Origin of the sequence: Capnocytophaga sp. oral taxon 326 str. F0382 (assembly GCF_000318295.1) — a bacterium.
GTDB lineage: Bacteria > Bacteroidota > Bacteroidia > Flavobacteriales > Flavobacteriaceae > Capnocytophaga > Capnocytophaga periodontitidis.
The window spans coordinates 7,442-25,323 of the sequence record NZ_KB291442.1 but is presented as its reverse complement, the minus strand read 5'-3'; the positions used below and the strand labels follow the sequence as shown (position 1 = coordinate 25,323).

The 17,882-nt window shown below is 38.3% G+C and carries 21 protein-coding genes; 18 read left to right on the top strand and 3 right to left on the bottom strand.

What is annotated here, in order from left to right; all coding sequences use genetic code 11:
- The first annotated feature begins 313 nt into the window (after positions 1-313).
- The 6 genes from HMPREF9073_RS11350 to HMPREF9073_RS11320 all read left to right on the top strand — a co-directional run bounded on the left by HMPREF9073_RS11350 (position 314) and on the right by HMPREF9073_RS11320 (position 4,340).
- Positions 314-859 carry a DUF3127 domain-containing protein gene (locus HMPREF9073_RS11350; protein ID WP_009413914.1) on the top strand — a complete coding sequence of 182 codons (546 nt, stop codon included), beginning with the start codon at positions 314-316 and terminating at the stop codon, positions 857-859.
- 2 nt (positions 860-861) lie between these two features.
- The gene (gene aat, locus HMPREF9073_RS11345; RefSeq protein WP_009413913.1) at positions 862-1,500 is read left to right on the top strand and encodes a leucyl/phenylalanyl-tRNA--protein transferase; all 639 of its coding nucleotides are present in this window, start codon (positions 862-864) and stop codon (positions 1,498-1,500) included.
- A 163-nt stretch (positions 1,501-1,663) separates the two neighbouring features.
- Positions 1,664-2,293, top strand: a complete 630-nt coding sequence (locus tag HMPREF9073_RS11340; RefSeq protein ID WP_009413912.1) for a hypothetical protein — start codon at positions 1,664-1,666, stop codon at positions 2,291-2,293.
- A 23-nt stretch (positions 2,294-2,316) separates the two neighbouring features.
- Positions 2,317-2,694 carry an Imm53 family immunity protein gene (locus HMPREF9073_RS11335; protein ID WP_009413911.1) on the top strand — a complete coding sequence of 126 codons (378 nt, stop codon included), beginning with the start codon at positions 2,317-2,319 and terminating at the stop codon, positions 2,692-2,694.
- Positions 2,695-3,429: 735 nt separating this feature from the next.
- Positions 3,430-3,942 (top strand): hypothetical protein, encoded by a 513-nt coding sequence (locus HMPREF9073_RS11325; protein ID WP_009413909.1) that lies wholly within the window; start codon positions 3,430-3,432, stop codon positions 3,940-3,942.
- A gap of 86 nt (positions 3,943-4,028) precedes the next feature.
- Entirely contained in the window at positions 4,029-4,340 is a 312-nt protein-coding gene (locus HMPREF9073_RS11320; protein ID WP_009413908.1) for a hypothetical protein, read from the top strand.
- 213 nt (positions 4,341-4,553) lie between these two features.
- Here the strand turns inward: HMPREF9073_RS11320 and HMPREF9073_RS15295 are convergent, their stop codons facing one another.
- From HMPREF9073_RS15295 to HMPREF9073_RS11305, 3 genes are all read right to left on the bottom strand, one after another.
- Positions 4,554-5,204, bottom strand: a complete 651-nt coding sequence (locus HMPREF9073_RS15295; protein WP_009413907.1) for a hypothetical protein — start codon at positions 5,202-5,204, stop codon at positions 4,554-4,556.
- Between the two features lie 14 nt (positions 5,205-5,218).
- Positions 5,219-7,384: a ferrous iron transport protein B gene (gene feoB / locus HMPREF9073_RS11310; protein WP_009413906.1), complete on the bottom strand. Its 2,166-nt coding sequence runs from the start codon at positions 7,382-7,384 to the stop codon at positions 5,219-5,221.
- Between the two features lie 91 nt (positions 7,385-7,475).
- Positions 7,476-7,724: a FeoA family protein gene (locus tag HMPREF9073_RS11305; protein WP_009413905.1), complete on the bottom strand. Its 249-nt coding sequence runs from the start codon at positions 7,722-7,724 to the stop codon at positions 7,476-7,478.
- A 170-nt stretch (positions 7,725-7,894) separates the two neighbouring features.
- Between HMPREF9073_RS11305 and HMPREF9073_RS11300 the strand changes: the two genes are divergently transcribed.
- From HMPREF9073_RS11300 to HMPREF9073_RS11250, 12 genes are all read left to right on the top strand, one after another.
- Positions 7,895-9,124: a peptidoglycan DD-metalloendopeptidase family protein gene (locus HMPREF9073_RS11300; RefSeq protein ID WP_009413904.1), complete on the top strand. Its 1,230-nt coding sequence runs from the start codon at positions 7,895-7,897 to the stop codon at positions 9,122-9,124.
- A gap of 14 nt (positions 9,125-9,138) precedes the next feature.
- A complete protein-coding gene (locus HMPREF9073_RS11295; RefSeq protein ID WP_009413903.1) occupies positions 9,139-9,873 on the top strand; it encodes a DNA cytosine methyltransferase in 735 nt (244 codons plus the stop codon).
- A 105-nt stretch (positions 9,874-9,978) separates the two neighbouring features.
- Positions 9,979-11,598, top strand: a complete 1,620-nt coding sequence (gene pgi, locus HMPREF9073_RS11290) for a glucose-6-phosphate isomerase (RefSeq protein WP_009413902.1) — start codon at positions 9,979-9,981, stop codon at positions 11,596-11,598.
- 73 nt (positions 11,599-11,671) lie between these two features.
- On the top strand, positions 11,672-12,478 hold the full coding sequence (gene map / locus HMPREF9073_RS11285; RefSeq protein ID WP_009413901.1) for a type I methionyl aminopeptidase: 807 nt from the start codon (positions 11,672-11,674) through the stop codon (positions 12,476-12,478).
- Between the two features lie 34 nt (positions 12,479-12,512).
- The gene (locus HMPREF9073_RS11280) at positions 12,513-12,698 is read left to right on the top strand and encodes a hypothetical protein (protein ID WP_009413900.1); all 186 of its coding nucleotides are present in this window, start codon (positions 12,513-12,515) and stop codon (positions 12,696-12,698) included.
- A gap of 2 nt (positions 12,699-12,700) precedes the next feature.
- On the top strand, positions 12,701-13,168 hold the full coding sequence (locus HMPREF9073_RS11275; protein ID WP_009413899.1) for a hypothetical protein: 468 nt from the start codon (positions 12,701-12,703) through the stop codon (positions 13,166-13,168).
- Between the two features lie 21 nt (positions 13,169-13,189).
- Complete coding sequence (locus HMPREF9073_RS11270) at positions 13,190-13,414, top strand: hypothetical protein (protein WP_009413898.1); 225 nt, start codon at positions 13,190-13,192, stop codon at positions 13,412-13,414.
- 2 nt (positions 13,415-13,416) lie between these two features.
- Positions 13,417-13,572 carry a hypothetical protein gene (locus HMPREF9073_RS16595; RefSeq protein ID WP_009413897.1) on the top strand — a complete coding sequence of 52 codons (156 nt, stop codon included), beginning with the start codon at positions 13,417-13,419 and terminating at the stop codon, positions 13,570-13,572.
- Complete coding sequence (locus tag HMPREF9073_RS16590; protein ID WP_009413896.1) at positions 13,569-13,721, top strand: type II toxin-antitoxin system mRNA interferase toxin, RelE/StbE family; 153 nt, start codon at positions 13,569-13,571, stop codon at positions 13,719-13,721. The genes HMPREF9073_RS16595 and HMPREF9073_RS16590 overlap by 4 nt, the downstream gene beginning before the upstream one ends.
- A 22-nt stretch (positions 13,722-13,743) precedes the next feature.
- Positions 13,744-15,492: an aspartate--tRNA ligase gene (gene aspS / locus HMPREF9073_RS11260; protein WP_009413895.1), complete on the top strand. Its 1,749-nt coding sequence runs from the start codon at positions 13,744-13,746 to the stop codon at positions 15,490-15,492.
- A gap of 118 nt (positions 15,493-15,610) precedes the next feature.
- The gene (locus tag HMPREF9073_RS11255; protein ID WP_232212946.1) at positions 15,611-16,984 is read left to right on the top strand and encodes an IPT/TIG domain-containing protein; all 1,374 of its coding nucleotides are present in this window, start codon (positions 15,611-15,613) and stop codon (positions 16,982-16,984) included.
- Positions 16,985-17,153: 169 nt separating this feature from the next.
- Positions 17,154-17,735: an outer membrane beta-barrel protein gene (locus HMPREF9073_RS11250; protein ID WP_009413893.1), complete on the top strand. Its 582-nt coding sequence runs from the start codon at positions 17,154-17,156 to the stop codon at positions 17,733-17,735.
- Positions 17,736-17,882 lie beyond the last annotated feature (147 nt).

Genomic DNA, 17,882 nt, shown 5'->3' with positions numbered 1-17,882 from the left:
AAGCGATGAGCGTTATAGCTATCATCACTTTTACTGAATGTTGGATATAATTTTTCATACAAAAATGTATTTGTAAAATGAATTAGTTTAAAATTTGGTGCAAAGGTATAAATATTATTTAGAATAGTGATAAAGAGCGTATAAAATATGTATTATTTCTTACAGCTATAGTAAGCAGGTAATAAACAATAGTTGATTATGAGTTAGATTCATTTACATTTTTTTACAAAACTATTTGCTAATATCTAAATTTGTACTACCTTTGCCCTTACAAATCATTATTTACGAATAACCAATAAATAAAAATACCAATATGGATATCCAAGGACGAATCATCAAAATTACACCTACACAAACCGTAGGGCAAAATGGCTTCCAACGCCGCGATGTTATAATTATGACCGAGGAACAATACCCTCAGTACATCCCTTTTGACTTTGTACAGGAAAAATGTGCGCTACTCGATAACTTTCAAGAAGGACAAATAGTGCGCATCAGTTTCAATATTCGCGGTCGTGAGTGGGTAAACCCTCAAGGAGAGACCAAATACATTGTAAACTTACAAGGATGGCGTATCGAAAATGCCGAAATGGCACAAAACTATCCTCCACAAGGGCAAGCTTACCCACAAGGCTATGGGCAACCTGCTTACCCTCCACAAGGCTATGCACAACCACAATACCAACAGGCGCCTCCTCAATATCAGCAAGCAGCCCCTCAGTACCAACAACAAGTACCTCCTCAGTACCCACCTCAAGCTGCTCAACAATCATTCCAACCTTCTCCACAACAAGCTTTTGGCACTCCTCCAGCACAAAGTGCTCCAACTGCTGAACCCGAAGACGATCTACCATTCTAAGAATGATATACTTAATAAACGATGAAACGCCTTTTCCTTCCCCCGATACCACTTCGGAGGAAGGAATTGTGGCTTTTGGAGGTTCTCTCTCCCCTACCCGACTCATAGAAGCCTATTCTCAAGGCATTTTTCCTTGGTATAATGAGGGGGAACCTGTACTATGGTGGTGTCCCGACCCTCGCTTTGTGCTTTTCCCCGAAAAACTGCACATTGGCAAAAATATGCGCAAACTCCTCCGCAAAGCACCTTATCGCGTTACCTACAACCGTTGTTTTACCGAAGTAATGCGGCAATGCGCTACAGTGCCCCGCAAAGACCAACACGGCACTTGGATTCACCCCGAACTCATAGAAGCTTATACAACCCTCCATCAGCAAGGTATTGCACATTCGGTAGAGGTATGGCAAGACGAAACCCTTGTAGGCGGCTTATACGGACTTCAAATGGGTAAAATCTTCTGTGGAGAAAGTATGTTTAGCAAGCAACCCAACGCCTCACAGTACGGTTTTATCACCTTCCTACAATCCCACTCTCATATCGCCCTAGTAGATTGCCAAATTCACAGTGAATATTTAGAAAGTTTAGGCGCTGAAGAGATCCCAAGAGCAACATTTTTAAAATTATTAACCATCAATCATTAAAAGTACAGATTCGCGTTTCACATACCCAGTTGCACCAGCTCACTGACTTTGTACGAGACATTTAATTCACCATCAGGTGAAAAATTCGTGGGAGCTTTTCTCTATGCAGCGCCAGCTCACCGACTTTGTATGCGTTTTTCTACATCGTTAAAACACAATTGATATGAATAAACCATTAGATATTATATTAAGTTCCGTCAGAAAGGTAGCGTGGAGAACGCTAAAAGATCGTTTAGGCTTTATAGATTACAATATAGCTGATATATTGAACAACCTTATTGATGATGATCCACACAAAAGAAATATCGCATATTGGCAATTAGACAACCAGATTGTTATACAAGGAGGTCTATCCGAAAGCTGTTTTTATATACTACCTTTTCTTAATGAATTGGTAACTATTACAAACAACAGACTTGAACTCCTAAATATCATTTTTGAAATATTCAATGGTAACGACAGAAATGCACAAGGCGAGCATATAATAATTAAATATAATACTGAAATAGAGCCTTTTGAGTACTTTGTGCCTACTTCAGTAGGTAGGGAAGCTCCTCTTTTACCCTCAATTATAGCCTATATGGAAGCCAACAAAAGTGTTTATCTAAAATTGCTGAATGATATATCTTCTGTAGAAGAACTTGAAACGCTTTTGTATATTATTTTATGTTTTAAAAGAGATCCTTTTATCAAAGAATACGTTTATTCAGCAAAAAATAATGAAAAAAATAGCATATATAATGAAATTTTTAAAGGTTTTATAGCCGATATTGACGAAGTGCATTCTCTTTAGAAATTTAAAAAGTAAAACTATTTATGAGTAATATAATAGATTGGTTACAAAATTGGACGATGAGTCAAATAGATGGAGATTGGGAGCACGAGCAGGGTATTTCTATTGGTATGTTAGATAATCCTGGCTGGATTTTAAAGGCTGATATAAGTAATTATGGTGATTTTTTAAAAGCAAGCAAACCTTGGGGCAGAGACAATGATAAGGATTGGATAGATTTTGAAATAAAAATAATTGCTAAGACTTATGTCTACATTGAAATTTTTGGCGACATCAACAAGCTGAATAAAATACTTTACTCTTTTAAAGCGATTATTGAAGAATTAGAAGAAATAGAGAAAAAGGGAAAAGGAATCCTTACAGCCAATAGGATAAAAGAAATTGTAGATAGTGTATTATAATGAAATATATGTTTTATCCCCCCAAAAAAATAATGAGTGACTTTTTGTACATAATAGTACTCACTCTTTTAATGATAAAAATATTCTTTGCTTATATAGAAAGTAGTAGCTTTTTCAGCACTAAATTTTTATCATACCTATTCTCTATCAAACCTGATATTGTAGAGTTCACAAGTAATTTTTCCTTTAAATACTTGATCAAACTATGTTTTTTACTTATTTGGATTTCGTGTTTGCATTTTATTATTTTCAAAATAATCAAGTATATATTAAAAAAATGCAATATTAGTGGCTATAGTTACTATGTTTTTCCTATAGTAATATTTCTATGGTATTATTATTTTCCTATGATAATGGCTGTTATTTTCATAACATTTAATGAGTATATTAGTGCTAAAGAGGTTTTAGAAATCTGTATAAACCCTTTTTTATGGGTACAGTAATTCTAATAATTCACCATCAGGTGAAATTCGTGAGATAATACAAAACAAAGACTTTTATACAATCCCAAATTCGTGAAAATTCGTGAAATTCGTGGGCTTTTCTCTATAAATCACCCCCATTTTGCCCCACAATTCGTGAAATCCAGCAGCGCCAGCTGCCAATCCCTCCACACCTCCTTTGTTAATTCTTAATTGTTAATTGAATTATCTCTTCTCATTAGAAAAAACTTTTTGATTTCTACTAAAAAATCATTACCTTTGTCAGCGTATTACCTTTTAAATTCCTAAACAGATGAAATTTTACTTATTACTAATGGCTTTTTCACTCTTTTTTTGTTCTACTAAACAACAGAAAAGCGACAAAAATACCATAGAGAAAGCACAAAAATCCAATGAAAATAGCATTTTAAAGATTAAATATTTTTATGTAGAGCCCGAGATTCCTTTATATGTTGGCAAACAGGAATTTGAAATAGTTGAAATTACTAAAAATAGGTATCTAATCTATGAAGAAAATTATGATGGGGACGTTCAGCTTGAAAATTCTATCTTAGTAGATATCCCTTTCAATGCAGATACTCTTTTTTCATCAATACCTAAAGCATATCTCAATAATGCTAAAGCATATCCTTTTTTGAATTTCAAATTTGTTAATGATTTTCCTTATGAATGTTTCTATATTTTCAGACAAAGAGATACTATAGAATGGCATATTGATGAAGAACTGCTTCCTGAAAATTTTGTCTTTTATACAAAATTTAAAGAAATTAGAATGGAACAGTTAAGGAATAAGAGAACTAAATAGATGGTAAAAAATGCGTATATTGGGCTAAAAAGGATGTTACCGAGATGTCTTTTTTGTAAGGTCTAATGAAGAAAAAGTTCTAAATAATGAAACTATATAAAATTGTATTTTTATTTTGGATTTACAATATCTTTGCGATATTTCAGTTTTCTTGGATGGCTGGAGTTTGGTTTGATACAGAAAATCTGATGCAACGAATGGATTATGAAATATACAAACCACCTATGTGGCAATATCAAGTGTATTACATATTGTTTGGGGTGTATGTAGTGATTTGTTCTTTATTATTATACCTTTGGCAAAAGAAGATAAGAGATGCTGATAGGGCAATCATTGTTTGGGGGTTACATATTATATGGGTATTATTTTTTATATTAGGCTGGATAATTGCTATTTAAAAATATGTTTTTGTTCTACAACACTTGCGAAGCTATAAACCTTTTATTACAATATGGGGCAAGAGTTGAAAAATAATAATCCTTGATTAACAGAATGTTGTTGCTTTTACATCGCATCTCTCTCTTTGAAGGAAGTCCGCGAGAGAGGTGAATGTTTTAAATCCGATGATGGTAACACTTTGCAGAGCTAATTGTTCATTAACTATTAACCTTTTATTCTTCTGAAATACCGTAAATTTCATTTAAACACGCTTTAAATTCTGCTTTAGAATGAATTTCTTTCTCAAAAAGGACTGTTCCATTATCTGCACTCAAAGTGATGTATTTCCCTTCTGGTCCTCTTCTATAAGGAGCTGGAATACAAATAACATAAACAGGTTTTTGATGATTTGCTCTACGAACGTCTAACTTCAAGGAGACATCCATCAAATCAAGATGGAATTTCTGTTTGCAAATAGTTTTTAGCTCATCAATAGATATTTTATAAGGGGCATCCCAATCTTCTTCTTTAGTAATCTTCCCATTTGCGCCGTAATGATAGGTCTTCCCTACAAGCATATCATAAAAAAATATAGTGCTTTTTATAAGTTTATTACTATGAACATCATACTGATACACATACCTATAAGGCTGTACAACACTGCTGAACATTATCTGTTTTATTCGTTCGTCTATAAGTATTTGCACTTTATCATCTCCTTTTCGCAAATAAGTACTCGACCCTCCACAAAATACAGAAGTATCGGGTTGCCAATCTTTAAAACTTATTTTACTAAAATCTTTCATTTTTTGAATCTGAAAAGGCTGGGCATTCCCTACTAAACTGAATGCTAACAATACTAAAAATAGGGTAACTTGCTTCATCTTTCTAATGTTTTTTAACCAAAAATTCGTGCGACGAGAAAACACACCACTATCCCATAGAGCACAGGCAACAGGGTAGCAATAAGTGTCCATTTCTTGCTGTGGGTTTCTTTGTAAATAGTGTAGATAGTCGTACTACAAGGGTTGTGTAACAAGCTGAAAAGCATTAGATTTACAGCCGTGAGGAGTGTCCATCCACCAGCGTGTAGCAATACGCCCACTTGTGAGGTGGAGGCTTCCATAAGTACACCAGCCCCCTCGCCTACTGCTGTTTGCCCTAATACCATAGTGGTGAGCATTAGCACCGTAGGGATTACAATTTCATTGGCGGGAATAGCAACGATATAGGCGAGCAAAATCACTCCGTTCAAACCTATAAACACACCTATAGGGTCTAAGCCTTGTATAAGCCAAAGCGCAATGGGTTGCTGGGCTATTTGCAAGTTGCATATCAGCCATATCACTGCTCCTGCAGGGGCAGCAAACACAATAGCACGCCAAAGTACGATAAGGGTTCTATCAATAAGTGAGGTGTAGAGTGTTTGAAAAAAACGAGGCGGACGATATGGCGGCAATTCCAATACAAAAAATGATGATTCTCCTTTGAGGAGGGTCTTGCTCAACAGCCACGAGGTGAGGAATGAAAATACTATGCCCAACACTGCTATGCCTATCACAGCGAGCATCGCAACTGTACCGCTCCACTGTTTGGGAACTAATGCCCCAATGAACAAGGTCGCAATAAGTATTTGGGTAGGCCAACGCCCATTGCAAAGCGAGAAGTTATTGGTGATAATGGCTATCAGTTTCTCACGCGGACTGTTGATAATGCGTGTCGCTACTACCCCTGCAGCATTACAGCCAAAGCCCATACTCATTGTAAGGGCTTGTTTGCCGTGAGCGCCCGCGGTGCGGAAGAGCTTGTCGAGATTGAAAGCCACACGTGGTAAGTAACCAAAATCTTCAAGAAGAGTAAACAAAGGGAAGAATATCGCCATTGGAGGCAACATCACCGAAATCACCCACGTGGTGGCTAAATATACCCCATCGATGAGAAAACCGCTGAGCCACCAAGGAAAGTGCAAGGCATTGGCTCCATTTTTCAAAAGCGGATAAAGCCACCCTACAAACACATCCGAAAGCCATTGTGAGGGATAATTAGCCCCGATAATAGTAATCCACAACACGCCTGCCAACAGCAAAAACATAATAGGAAAACCCCAAATTTTATGGGTAACTACCCTATCAATCGCACGATCGATACGGAAAGAACGCGCCGAAAAATCAGTACTCACCGAAGCGTTAATCAGCTTCGTAGCTTCAGCGTAAATCGCCTCCACCAAATCATTGCGGTAGGTATCGCCTAAAATCTTGTGATACTCATCGGCTATACGCAGCACTCGTGCTTGTTTTTCGGGATTATTTTCAGCTGAAAAAGTGCCTGCTATAACCCCTTTTTGCACGCTCTCATCACCTTCAATGAGTCGCATAGCAAGCCAACGAGTATTTGGCAAATCGGGGTTGAGTTCAGAAAGTGCCGATTGCAGTTCAGCAATAGCTTCAGCATTTTCTTTAGGAAGATCTATGTAAGTCTGTTTTTTGGTTTGAAATTTACCACTTACTACATCTTCAATAGCAAAAAGCAAATCGGCAATCCCTTCTTTAGTACGTGCTGAAGTCGCCACCACAGGAATACCCAAATCGCGAGAAAGAGTACGCGTATCAATAGTGATATGATGCCGGCGTGCTTCGTCCATCAGGTTGAGGCAAAGCACAGCTTTATCAGTGATTTCCAGTATTTGGAGTGCCAAACTGAGGTTGCGTTCCAGTCTGCTCGCATCTACTACTATCACAGTTACATCGGGTTTGCCAAAGAGGATAAAATCGCGCGCTACTTCCTCGTCTTCTGAGGTAGAGAGCAGCGAATAAGTACCTGGCAGGTCGATAATGCGGTAACGCTGGTCGTGAAAGGAAAAACTCCCCTCAGCGCGGGTAACGGTTTTACCTGGCCAGTTACCTGTGTGCTGACGCAACCCTGTGAGCGCATTAAAAACGGTACTCTTGCCGGTGTTAGGATTTCCTGCAAGAGCGATGGTATAGTGGTAAGTGCCCGCCTCCTCCCCTAAAGGTTTTAAGGAAGCTGAAGGATTAAGAGCACAAGTATCGCAAGTATTTTTCATAGTCATAACACAACAAGCCGTTAAATAGCTCGTTTGATTTGTTTTTTATTATTTTGATAATCAATCATTTTTTTTGAACACCCCCTATCCCCTATGCCCTATCCCCTGACACCTGAATCAGCACACAAAGTGCATCACTCTTGCGCAAAGCAATTTGGGTATGATGAATAGTATAAGCAATCGGGTCGGCAAGCGGACTCACATTTTCTATCTTAATTTTTGAGCCGCGCACAAAGCCTAAGTCGAGTAAGCGTTGTCGCACTTCTTGTCGGCATTCAGGGGCAAACCCCACAATAACAGCTGTTTGTCCTATTTTTAAAGAGGCTAAAGTAAGAGTCATAAAAGGTTTATATAATTCAAAATATATTTTTAGACGAGCAAAATTACAAACTTTTAATGAATTGACAAAATATTTTTAGAAGCAAAATTGCTAATCGACAAATTTGCTAATTGACAAATTATTCTTACCTTTGGCGCACTATTTGCAATCTTTTTACTAAAACAATTAGAATGAAAAAAATATATTACCTTTCACTACTCAGCTCTCTATCACTTTTTACGGCTTGTGACCGCACCTCTAAAACCGAAAAAACTACTGCCTCTTCCACTACCGAAGCCCCTAAACCTCCCGTGTATGAGTTTGGCTTCAACCTCAACGACTACAACATTGTGAAAGACACCCTCAAACAAGGAGATACTTTTGGCAAACTCCTTGAAGAACAGCATATCGGTGCAAACGAAATCCATCATATTACCGAGGTAACTAAGGAATTTATCAAACCTAAGGATTTCCGCGTAGGGCATCCTTATGCTTTTTTATTCGACAAAAAACACCCCGATACACCTCATAGCTTCGTCTATCAACCCGATATTGTAAATTATATCGTTGTGCGACTCACCGATTCTATCCACGCTTATAACGCTGAACGAAAAGTTTCTATAAAAGAAAAAGCTATAAAAGGTGAAATTGAAAACAACCTTACTGTCGATGCACAAAATGCTGGAATTAGCCAAAATGCTACCTATCAATTAGGCCAAATATTCGATTATACTATCGACTTCTTCCGCTTGCAAAAAGGCGATAAATTCAAAATTATTTACGACGAACGCTATGTAGACGACACCATCTATGCAGGTGTTGAAAAAGTAAAAGCCGCTTATTTTGAGTGGGGAGGTAAGGCGTATTACGCTTTCAATTTTACCACCGATTCTATCAAAGGTACAAATGGCTATTACGACGAGAACGGCAATATGATGAAACGTATGTTCTTAAAATCACCTTTGGATATCTTCCGTATTACTTCTAAATTTGGAATGCGTTTTCACCCTGTGCTTCACCGTATGAAAGGGCATTTTGGTACTGATTATGCCGCTCCTGCGGGTACCCCTATACGCGTAACTGCTGCAGGTACCGTGATAGAAGCAGGCTATAGTTCAGGCAATGGTAACTATGTGAAAGTGCGCCACAACAATATGTATACAACACAGTACTTACATATGTCAAAAATCTTAGCCCGTAAAGGGAAACACGTAGCTCAAGGTGAAGTGATTGGACTGGTAGGAAGTACCGGTTTAGCAACAGGCCCTCACGTGTGTTATCGCTTCTGGAAAAATGGTGTGCAAGTAGACCCCTTGAAAGAAAAACTACCTGACTCGGTGCCTATAGAGGCCAAGCTAAAAGCAAAGTATTTAGAGTTTATCAAACCGCTGAAAGAACAATTGGATAAATTAGGAGATTAAGTGGCTTAGCTATTATGAAACCTACTGAATTTAGATATTTTGACTTATTAGAAGAGGAGAAAATACCTACATACAAAATCTTCGGTATAGAAGCGTTTCAAAAAGAGATTGAGTTATTAGCATCACGTCCTAAAGTAATGTTGTTAGAAGGTAAGAAAGGGCTTTTGACCGATACAAAGGGAAAAACATTAAAGGAGTTACTTTCTTTTTTTGAAGGTAAAGATTATCACACTTATTACCAGCTGATGAGCCCTAAGGAGTATGTTGATATACCGATGGATAAAGAATCAGTTTTTATTGTTGTCTTAGACAAAATGAGTATAAAACAGCAGAAAGCGTTTCAGTTTCCAGAAAGAATGCCAACAAGTCGTACTATTAATGATTTTTTGGAAAAAGGTAAACAATGGGATTGCTATTATATAGAGCTCAGTTCGGCTTTTTCAATAGAATTGATGAGAGAAATGAAGTGTAAAGATACTCTTTACCAAATAAAATCATCAAAAGTATATGCCCTGTTGCCTAATGCTAGTATATCATTACAAATGAGTGTTATAAAAAATACTTTTGTACGAGATGATTTTGGCATTCGTAGGCTTACTCCTCGAGAGATTTTCAATTTTCAGGGGTATTCAAAAAAATATGTTCTACCAAAGATTAGCGATACCCAATTATACACTCAAGCTGTTAAAAGTCCTAATTTGCCATTAATAAAAAGACTAAAAGAAGCAATAGATAGAGTATTTCTTTAAGACAAGTTATTTTTCGTGTTTTGCGATTATTTTATACCTTTGCAGTCTGAAACACAATTTATAATTAATAACTGATAACTAACAACTAATATAATTATTTTTAAAATGTTAAAAAATAGTAATCCAACACAAACCAATGCTTGGAAAGCATTGCAAAAACATTTTACTGAAGTAAAAGACCGCCATACGCTTTCTCTATTCGAGAAAGACCCTGCTCGCGGTGAAAAATTCACTATCAAATGGCACGACTTTTACGTAGATTATTCTAAAAACCGCATCGATGAGGAAACTATGAAACTCCTCGTGCAACTCGCTGACGAATGTCATCTTAAAGATGCTATCGAAAAGTACTTCGGTGGCGACCTTATCAACAACACCGAAAAACGTGCGGTTTTGCACACCGCCCTTCGCGCGCCCGAAAATAGCGTGATAAACGTAGATGGCAAAAACGTAATGCCCGAAGTAGTAGCTGTAAAACACAAAATCAAACAGTTCAGCGAAGAGGTCATCAGTGGCAAACGCAAAGGTTATAGCGGTAAAGCCTTTACCGATGTGGTGAATATTGGTATCGGTGGGTCTGACCTAGGTCCGGCAATGGTAACTGAGGCACTTAAATTCTATAAGAATCACCTCAACGTACATTTCATTAGCAATGTAGATGGCGACCACGTGCTCGAAACTATCAAGCACCTCAACCCCGAAACTACCTTGATAGTGATTGTATCTAAAACATTCACAACGCTCGAAACCCTTTCCAATGCACTTACTGTAAAAGAATGGTTCCTCAAATCGGGTAGCGAAAAAGATATCGCTAAACACTTTGTAGCGGTATCTACTAACTTGCAAGAGATTGACAAATTCGGTATCGACCCTGATAATGTATTCCCTATGTGGGATTGGGTAGGCGGACGCTTCTCGTTGTGGAGTGCCGTAGGTCTCAGCATTGCCCTATCAGTAGGCTATGACAATTTTGATAAGTTGCTCAAAGGAGCTCACGCTATGGACGAGCATTTCCGCACTGCTCCTTTTGAGAAGAATATTCCGGTAGTCTTGGCATTGCTCAGCGTGTGGTACAACAACTTCTACGGAGCCGAAAGTCAAGCTATCATTCCTTATACTCAGTATTTGCACCGCTTGGCAGCTTACCTACAACAAGGTATAATGGAAAGTAACGGTAAACAAACCGACCGTGATGGCAACCCTATCCCTTATCAAACTGGGGTAATCATCTGGGGTGAACCAGGAACTAACTCTCAACACGCGTTCTTCCAGCTCATTCACCAAGGTACTAAATTGATACCTACTGATTTCATTGGCTTTAAACACTCATTGCACGGCAATACCGACCACCACAACAAGCTAATGGCTAACTTCTTTGCACAAACCGAAGCCCTTTTGAAAGGTAAAACCGAAGCCGAAGTGCGCAAAGAAATGGGCGACAAGGTAAACGAAGCCTTAGTGCCTTTCAAAGTGTTTACAGGGAACCGCCCTACAACCTCTATCCTCATCGATAAACTCACCCCTGAAAGTTTGGGTAGCCTTATCGCTATGTATGAGCACAAGATATTTGTAGAAGGTGTGATTTGGAACATCTACAGCTACGACCAATGGGGCGTAGAGCTCGGCAAACAGTTGGCAAGCAAAATCCTTAAAGACCTTGCCACTACTGAACTCTCTGCTCACGACAGCTCCACTACCAATTTACTAATACAATTCAAAAAATAGAAATCTAATTACGAATGACGAGTTACGAATGACAAAACTTTCGTAATTCGTCTTTCGTAATTCGTTATTACAAATGATTCACATTAGAACAGCCGAAGAAATAGAACTACTACACCAAGCAGCCCAAGTAGTATCACGTACTTTGGGGATAATGGCAAAAGAAGTAAAACCAGGGGTAACCACCCTATATTTAGATAAAATCGCCGAAGAGTACATCCGCAGTCAAGGGGCTATCCCAGGATTTTTGGGCTTGTATGGCTTCCCTAACACCCTATGTATGAGCCCTAATGCGCAAGTAGTGCACGGCATCCCTAACGACCGTCCGCTACAAGAAGGCGACATCATCTCGATAGACTGTGGGGCACTGAAAAACGGTTACTATGGCGACCACGCTTATACTTTTGAAGTAGGCGAAGTAGCCCCCGAAGTAAAAGAACTATTGCGCGTAACGAAAGAATCGCTGTATATAGGTATCCGTCAGTTTCGTGCGGGCAACCGTGTAGGCGATGTGGGACACGCTATACAACAACACTGTGAGGCACACGGCTATGGAGTAGTGCGCGAACTCGTTGGGCACGGCGTAGGGCGCAAAATGCACGAAGACCCCGAAATGCCCAACTACGGCAAACGCGGTAATGGTAAGAAGTTTAAAGACGGAATGGTCGTGGCTATAGAGCCTATGATTAATATGGGCACCAAGAGCATACGCCAACTTAAAGACGGTTGGACAATCCTCACTGCCGACGGCAAGCCTTCTGCCCACTTTGAACACGATGTAGCGCTCATTGATGGCAAACCTAAATTGCTCTCCACCTTCAAGTACATATACGAAGCCTTAGGCATTAAAAGCAATGAGGAAGAGGAATTCTTGCTCAATTAGCAAAATTTAAATAGCATTAAAAAAAGAGATAACAATGGAAAAAGAAAAAGTAAATGAAAGAGTAGTCGTGCATAAATCCCATAATGCAGAGACTATAGAGATTAGAAACCCCAGTGAAAAGTTATTAGCTTTTATGGATGAACTTGCTGAGAGAGCAAGGAAGCGTAAAGAAGAAATAATGAAAAAAATATATAAAGAAGAAGATTATATAGCTATTTAACTGTGAACTTAGAGGTAGACATTCTTTTTAAAACTGAAGGAGGCAATTTGTATTCCTTAAATTTTTCTGAGTACAAACCCAATGCTAACATTGCATTTCCTGTGGTTGAAATTTCTTTAGCTCTTAAAGAACATAAGAAAGACACAAATCCTTTGAAAGTATTTTCTTTCATTATTAAGAAAATTGAAGAATATCTATCTGATAGAGATGTTATATTGTATTACTATGCTGATAATGCCCCTATCTATTATAGGAATAGTGATAAACATCATTTTATTTCACCCCAACATTTTAGAAGTTATCTTTTTCATACCCTATTCACAAAAGTAAACCCTAAAAATTTACTCATAAGTAATAGAGTTATCCCTAATATCCATATAGGCAACCATTATATCTCTTTTATCTATAAACAAAAACATCAACCCTATGTAGATACACTCACTAAGGAATTGGAAGAGTATCAAAAGTAAAAACCTTAAAAATTGAATATTATGTGTCTATTAGTTTATCCTAAAACTCAAAATCAAATCAATGTACTAACTACCCTATTCAAAGAAATGAACATTGATTTTGAATATAACTTCCCTCAAGAAGAGAGCTATATTCCTAATGATCTTACTCTACAAGCTATAAAAGAAGCCGAAACTATGGCTAAAGATAAAAACAAGAAGAGCTATGCAACCGTAGAGGAATTAATGGAATCTCTTAAAAACTAACTATGGAAGAAGAAACATTTAAATATGAAATATACTATACAGGACTTTTCAAAAAGGATTTTAAAAAACTCCTTAATGATGAGACCAAAGTAAAGAAGATTACTGACACTATCACATTGTTAAAAAAGGAGGAGTTGAGGCTCTCCCTGATTATATGAGACCCCACAAACTTACAAGTAATTATAAAGGTCATTTAGAATGTCATATCCTACCTGATTTATTGATAATTTGGTTGCAATATGATGAGGAACAAAATGAAATTTACTTGGTAAGAGTAGGTTCCCACTCTGAATTATTTAAGAAATAGCACTAATTCATAATTAAAATAAATGTACAGAACGCATACTTGTGGAGAGCTACGACTCTCTCACGAAAAACAACAAGTAACCCTCAGCGGATGGGTACAACGCGTCCGCAACAAGGGATTTATGATTTGGGTAGACCTACGCGACCGCTATGGTATTACCCAGCTTATATTCGATGAAGAACGCACTGATAAAACAGTCTTCGAGCAGGCTAAAACCCTCTCTCGTGAGGACGTGATTCAAATTCAAGGTACTGTGATCAAACGCGAGGCAACCAACACAAATATTCCTACCGGAGAAGTGGAAATCCTCGTTACAGCACTTACTTTGCTCAACCACTCCGAACTTCCTCCTTTTACCATTGAAGATAATACCGATGGCGGTGAAGACCTCCGTATGAAGTACCGCTATCTCGATATACGCCGTACCCCTGTGCGCGATAACCTTATTTTCCGCCACAAAGTGGGTATAATGGTGCGCAACTATCTATCCGAACAAGGCTTTATAGAGGTAGAGACCCCTGTACTTATCAAATCAACACCCGAAGGCGCTCGCGACTTCGTGGTGCCTAGCCGTATGAATGCAGGTGAGTTCTATGCACTTCCACAATCACCACAGACCTTTAAGCAGTTGCTAATGGTAGGCGGATTAGACAAGTACTTCCAAATCGTAAAATGCTTCCGTGATGAAGACCTTCGCGCCGACCGTCAGCCAGAGTTTACCCAAATAGACTGCGAAATGTCGTTTGTAGAACAAGAGGACATTATCCAGACCTTTGAAGGATTGGCAAAACACCTCCTCAAAGAACTCAAAGGCTTAGAGTTCGGGGCTTTCCCTCGTATGACCTACGCCGAGGCGATGAAAACTTATGGCAACGACAAACCCGATATCCGTTTCGGTATGAAGTTCGGCGAACTCAACGACCTCGCACAACACCGCGATTTCAAGGTGTTCAACGAAGCCGAATTAGTAGTAGGTATTGCCGTCCCTGGTGCCAACAGCTACACCCGGAAAGAGATTGACGCTTTGGTTGAATGGGTAAAACGTCCGCAAGTAGGCGCTTCCGGAATGGTATATGTAAAATGCAATGAAGACGGTAGTTTCAAATCATCAGTAGATAAATTCTATAACGAGAACGACCTCAAAGCGTGGGCAAAGCGCACTGGCGCCCAAGCAGGCGACCTTATCTGTATCCTTTCAGGCAAGGCAAATAAAGTACGTGGGCAACTCAGCGCCCTCCGTATGGAACTTGCTGAGCGTCTCGGCTTGCGCAAACCCGATGAATATGCCCCTCTTTGGGTCGTAGATTTCCCTCTTTTGGAGTGGAGCGAAGAGGAAGAACGTTTCTTTGCAATGCACCACCCTTTCACCTCGCCTAAACCTGAGGATATTCCGTTACTCGACAGCAACCCAGGTGCTGTACGTGCCAATGCTTACGACCTCGTGCTCAATGGCAACGAAGTAGGCGGTGGTTCTATACGTATCTTCAACCAAGAATTACAAGCCAAAATGTTCCAGCTATTGGGCTTTACCCCCGAGCAGGCACAAGCACAATTTGGCTTCTTGATGAACGCCTTCCGATACGGAGCTCCTCCTCACGGTGGTTTAGCTTTTGGCTTTGACCGATTAGTAGCTCTCCTCGGCGGACAAGAAACTATCCGCGACTTTATCGCTTTTCCTAAAAACAACAGCGGTCGCGATGTGATGATTGATGCTCCCTCCCCTATCGATGAGGCACAACTCAAAGAACTAAACATTCAATTAGCAAATTAGAAAATTTGTCAATTAGCAAATAAAAGGCTGTCACAAATTAAATTTTGCGACAGCCTTTGTTGTGTTTACGAAAAATAATATTACTTTTGCAATGTAAAACGCTAAAAATAAAATGTATATGAAACAAGTTTTAAAAGCAGTAGGCTTAGTGCTCTTACTACTCACCTCTTGTAGCAAAGATGATTCTAACCCTAACAATGGAAACGGAAATGGGAACGGTAACGGCAATGTTACCCCACCCGTTGAACAAAAAGCAATTGTGATCACTTCGTATAGCAAAAACTACGGCTATGCAGGTGATAGCGTGGATATTTTAGGCGAAAATTTCCCTAAAAAAGAACAATGTAAAGTAACTTTTGGAAATACTGAAGCTACTATCACCTCAGTTTCAGCCGATGGCAAGAAACTCACCCTTGTATTACCCCGCAGTAGTACCTATTTGCCAGAGTTGAAATTCTACTTTGGCGAAAAAACTGTGGTAGACAACAAAGTAACCAATGACTATGAACAAAAAATAGGTATCATTGATAAAGTCGTAGGACAATGGGTAAAAACTCAATGGGATGTAGCCAATGCTGAAGATTTATATAATGTAAAAACCCAAATCATAGGAGATTACATATATAGTACACAAGTACGGGATAAATCCTCTGGAAATATTGTGGTTTTTAGCAAAGATAATGGTATCACTTGGGAAAAATGGGCAAATACAGGTGTATGGAGTTATATTTCTGATTTTTATATTACCCCCTCTCACGAAGGTCTGAATGTGTATTTTAGTGTTGTATACAAAGTACCTATTGGAGGAACAAAAACTCCTAACCCTTTTATTAATAGTGGAAAAGAAATTTTTTACAAAGAAAATATTACTTTCAATAGAGTAATTTGTGATGATGAAATGAAAAATATCATTGTGGTCTCAATAGATGGTGATGTCTATAAATCAACTAATGGGAAAGATTTTTATCCTATAAGAGAAGTTAATACAACCCGTCATCTTGTTGATTATCAATTTCTTGCTTTTAAAAGAGATGTAAACCATATATGGATTGGTGGATTGGATATCAAAAACGGAAATTACAAACCTAAAATACTATTCTGTAATGGTAATAATGAACAATGGACAGAATATGTATTTGAAAATGAATCCGATGGAAGTGGAAGGGCTGTCGATGTGAATTTCCCTACTAATCAAATAGGCTATTGTTTAATATCTGGATCAGTTAACAAAATATACAAATCTACTGATGGGGGATATTCTTGGCAAAAATTACCTTTTGAAATTCCTATTGGTGTACGATCCTTAGCTTTTCAAGATGAAAATACAGGCTGGCAATCATCAGGCAAGGTTATCTACAAAACTACTGATGGAGGCAATACTTGGCAAAAAGAGTTTGAAGCCGAAAGCAATATCAAAAAACTTTACTATACTCAAAATGTGTTATACGCTTTTGCCGATGATGGCTTGCTATACCGCTACTATTTTAAATAGTGATTTTGCAGACTTAAAAGAAAATATCAATTTTTGCCTTAAAAACAAATTGGATATGGTTGTTTTTTGCCATTAGTAAAAGGCAAAAAACCAACTTTTTCGTAATTCATAGCCTGTAATTCGTAATTATTCCATATCTTTGCCTTTATAAACATTAAAATTGAATTATATGAAAAAATTTTTATTGATGGTAGCTGTCGCTTTTTCAGCCGCTACCTACGCACAAACTGAAAAAGGAAACTGGATGGTAGGTTCTGATTTATCTTTCTCTTATGAATCTGCAAAATTAACAAGCTCTGAAAAACGTAATAACATTACTGTTGAAAGAGAAAGTACTACCAATACTTTCAAGTTTATTCCCAATGTGAACTATTTCGTGATCAACAACTTGGCTGTAGGTCTTGGTTTAGAATACCGACACGAAAAAACAAAAGGAGCTTCAGATGCTACCAACAGTTTTGCTATAGCTCCTAATGCTCATTATTACTTCCCTATTGGAGGTAAATTAGCCCCTTTTGTAGGTGCTAAAGTTGGATACGCTTGGCAGTCAGAAGGAAGCAGTGACAGCCAAAAATCAAGAGGTTTTCTCTTTGGATTAAAAGGTGGTATCGCTTACTTTGTAAACGAAGGTGCTGCTCTTACAGGTTATGTAGGCTATGACTATATGAACCTTAAGGAAAAAGTAAACACTAATAATTCCGAAAAATTCGGTAAATTCGGCGTTGGTATTGGTGTTGCTCTATTCTTCTAAAAACCATAAAGACTATCCGAAAAGCCTAAAATTCGATTTTACATCGCTATACTTTGCCAAAGTTTCCTGCCCGTGCGGCTCGCAACTTTGGCAAAGTTGATTACTCCGATAATCAATCGCTTTTGCATCATAAACTTTGTCAAAGTC